This window comes from Accumulibacter sp., from assembly GCF_032229525.1.
In the GTDB taxonomy this organism is placed as follows: Bacteria; Pseudomonadota; Gammaproteobacteria; order Burkholderiales; family Rhodocyclaceae; genus Accumulibacter.
Genome location: NZ_JAVTWB010000190.1, coordinates 1 through 2,932 on the forward strand (window position 1 = coordinate 1; position 2,932 = coordinate 2,932).

Genomic DNA, 2,932 nt, shown 5'->3' on the forward strand with positions numbered 1-2,932 from the left:
CCGCTTCCTGCGGCTGCTACCAGGCCGACAACGCCACTTACGCCCGAGCGCTGGGCTAGCGCCTGCCAAAGGAGACCTTTGGCTCTGCCGGGGCGGCGAATGCTGCAGGCGGGGTGCGCCCGATGTTGCCTTGCGGCTCGACTTCGTTGTAATCGTGTCGCCACACCGCGACGGCTTCTCTGGCTTGAGCCAGCGTTACAAACCAGTTCTCATTTCGACGCGCATCCCGAAATCTGCCATTGAAGCGTTCGACGAAAGCGTTTTGCATCGGCCGTCCGGGCTGGATCAACAGGTGTTCGATTCCTCTGACTTGAGCCCAGCTCATGAAGCCTCGAGCGGTGAATTCCGGGCCGCGCTCGGTACCTACCGTGCGTACCGAGCGCGGATCACCGCGGCACCTGGCCGCCTGGTCCAATACCCGGATGACGTAGCTGCCGCGCATGGATAGATCGACGCCGATGTTAACGCACTCACGACTGAAGTCGCCTGCCACGGTGAGGCACTTGAGTCGCCGCCCGCTGGTCAATGCACCACTACCAAAATCCATGCTCCAGACGTCGGCGAGCCTTGTCGCGGCCAGTAGCGGCCCGCGCTCAGTCGGCAGGGCCGGGCGACAAGCGTCGGCGGCGGCGTTATCATAACTACCACTACCATGAACTGCGCATGAACACGACACTTCTCGCGTGCTATCCGGGTGGGCTTCAAGAGCCGTTGCGGCTGCCCGCTCTTGAGTCAAGGGTATGCCTCCGGACTCCGCCCATGGACTCGCAACGGTAGCTGTCAGGTCGCCGCCGCCAGTTTCGGGCTGGTGCCTGACAAGGCGTGACGCCGCCGTGAGCGGCTGGAAGCGCAGTGCCTTGAAATCAGGTTACACGCGTCCTGTGTATGCCGACCTCTCGGAAAGGGAATTGCCACGCAATGAATATGCCATTCAAGCCTGATCTCGAGCTCGAGAAACGCCTGTCAGACAAGCTTCTGGATGTCTTCATCAGGGCCGGCCTGGTCCTTGCTCTGGTGATGCTTTGCTACCGGATTTTCTCGCCTTTTCTGGGCTTGATGATGTGGGCGCTGATTCTGGCTATCACCCTCTATCCGCTGCATCAAAAACTGGCCAATGGCCTTGGCGGCAAGCAGGGTCGCGCGGCGACCCTGCTGGTCCTGGCGGGCATCGCCTTGATCGTCGTGCCGACCGCGCTGCTGGCGAGTTCGATGGGCGATTCGATTCATCAGCTGATCGCCAGCATCAAGCAGAATACTTTCGAGATTCCGGCGCCCCCAGCAAAAGTGGCCGACTGGCCGCTGATCGGCGAGAGGCTCGCGGCGGCCTGGTCGATGGCGCACACGGACCTGCCGACGTTGATCCACAAGCTGCAACCGCAGATCGGCAGCCTGGCCAAAAAAGCTCTGGGGGTGGTTGCCAGCATTGGCAGCGGCATGCTGCTGTTCCTGTTCTCGTTCATCATTGCCGGCGTGATCATGGCCTTCGGTGAGTCGGGCGAGCGGGGCGCGCGGGCGATATTTCATCGCGTGGTCGGCAAGGCGCGCGGTGAAGAGTTCAACAAGCTGTCGACGGCAACGGTGCGTGCGGTTGCCATGGGGGTCATCGGGGTGGCCTTCATCCAGGCGATCATCGTCGGCCTGGCCTTGATGGTCGCCGGCATTCCCTGGGCCGGCGTATTGGCGCTGATCATGCTGCTGTTGGGCATTGCGCAGATCCCGGCACTACTGATTACCTTGCCGGCGATTGCCTATATGTGGACCCTCGGCGACTACAGCACCGTTGCCGCGGCCAGCTACAGCGTCCTGCTTGTCGTTGCCGGTTCGGCGGACAACGTGCTGAAACCGCTGATGCTCGGTCGCGGCGTCGATGCGCCGATGCCGGTGGTCTTGCTCGGCGCTTTGGGCGGCATGGCCGCCAGCGGCATCCTCGGGATGTTCGTCGGCGCAACCTTGCTGGCCCTGGGGTACCAGATTTTTATGGGCTGGGTGGAAGCGCGCGACGAGGTGGAGCAGGCTGGGGATGATTCGCAGTCGGTCGCCTGAGGCCGCGTGCCGGTGCCGGTGAGTCGAACAGGCGCGCGGCTCCTGGCCGTCAGCGCGGCTTTCGTACTCAGCGCCTGCACCACGGTGGGGCCTGACTTCAAGGCGCCGCTGCTGCCGTCCTGGCTGGCCGACTGGTCCGGCGGGTCACTGGAAGCGCTGGCAGCGCTTCCAGCGGAACGGAAAGGGAGTTCATCGGCGGTCACTGCCGAATGGTGGCGCAGCCTCGACGACCCAGTGCTCGATGCGCTGATCGACGAGGCGTTGCGCCGCAACCCCAATGTACGCATTGCCGGCCTGCGGATTCTCGAGGCGCGCGCCAATCTCGGTATCGCCGGGAGCACGCTCTACCCGCAGGTGCAGCAGCTCAGCGGCGACGCACTGCGCGTCGGGCAGCGTCAGGACGGTGGGCCGAACAGTGCCTTCAGCAGCTATGGGCTGGGCTTCGGTATCGGCTGGGAACTCGACCTGTGGGGCAAGTTCCGGCGCAGTATCGAGGCCGCCGATGCCAGTTATTTTGCCAGTCTGGCGCAGTACGATGATGTGCAGGTGTTGATGGCGGCGCAGGTCGCGACCCTGTATGCGTCGATTCGTACCCTCGAGGTGCGTTTGCAGATCGCTGGCGAGAACGCTGCAGTTCAGGCGCGCAGCCTGCAAATCACCGAGCGGCGGTTCAAGAGTGGCAATGACGCGGAACTCGACGTGCAGCAGGCCAAGAGCCAGTACCTGAGTACGCTGGCCAGCATTCCGCAGCTGGAGAGCGGCCTGCGGCAGGCGCAGAACGCGCTTGGCACGCTGCTCGTCCGAGCACCCGGACCGCTGCCCGAAATGGTCGCTGGTCGGGGCCGTATTCCGAACGCGCAACTGGAGCTGATCTCGGACATGCCCGCCG

Annotated in this window: 3 protein-coding genes; 2 read left to right on the top strand and 1 reads right to left on the bottom strand. The window is 63.7% G+C overall.

Going from position 1 to position 2,932, the window contains the following annotated elements:
* Positions 1 to 55: 55 nt before the first annotated feature.
* Entirely contained in the window at positions 56 to 676 is a 621-nt protein-coding gene (locus tag RUW20_RS14920) for an integrase core domain-containing protein (protein ID WP_409559373.1), read from the bottom strand.
* Between the two features lie 242 nt (positions 677 to 918).
* Between RUW20_RS14920 and RUW20_RS14925 the strand changes: the two genes are divergently transcribed.
* Together RUW20_RS14925 and RUW20_RS14930 are read left to right on the top strand one after the other, a co-directional pair.
* Positions 919 to 2,043: an AI-2E family transporter gene (locus RUW20_RS14925; RefSeq protein WP_313953022.1), complete on the top strand. Its 1,125-nt coding sequence runs from the start codon at positions 919 to 921 to the stop codon at positions 2,041 to 2,043.
* An 18-nt stretch (positions 2,044 to 2,061) separates the two neighbouring features.
* Positions 2,062 to 2,932: TolC family protein (locus tag RUW20_RS14930; protein ID WP_313953023.1), on the top strand; the 871-nt coding region annotated here is incomplete at its 3' end.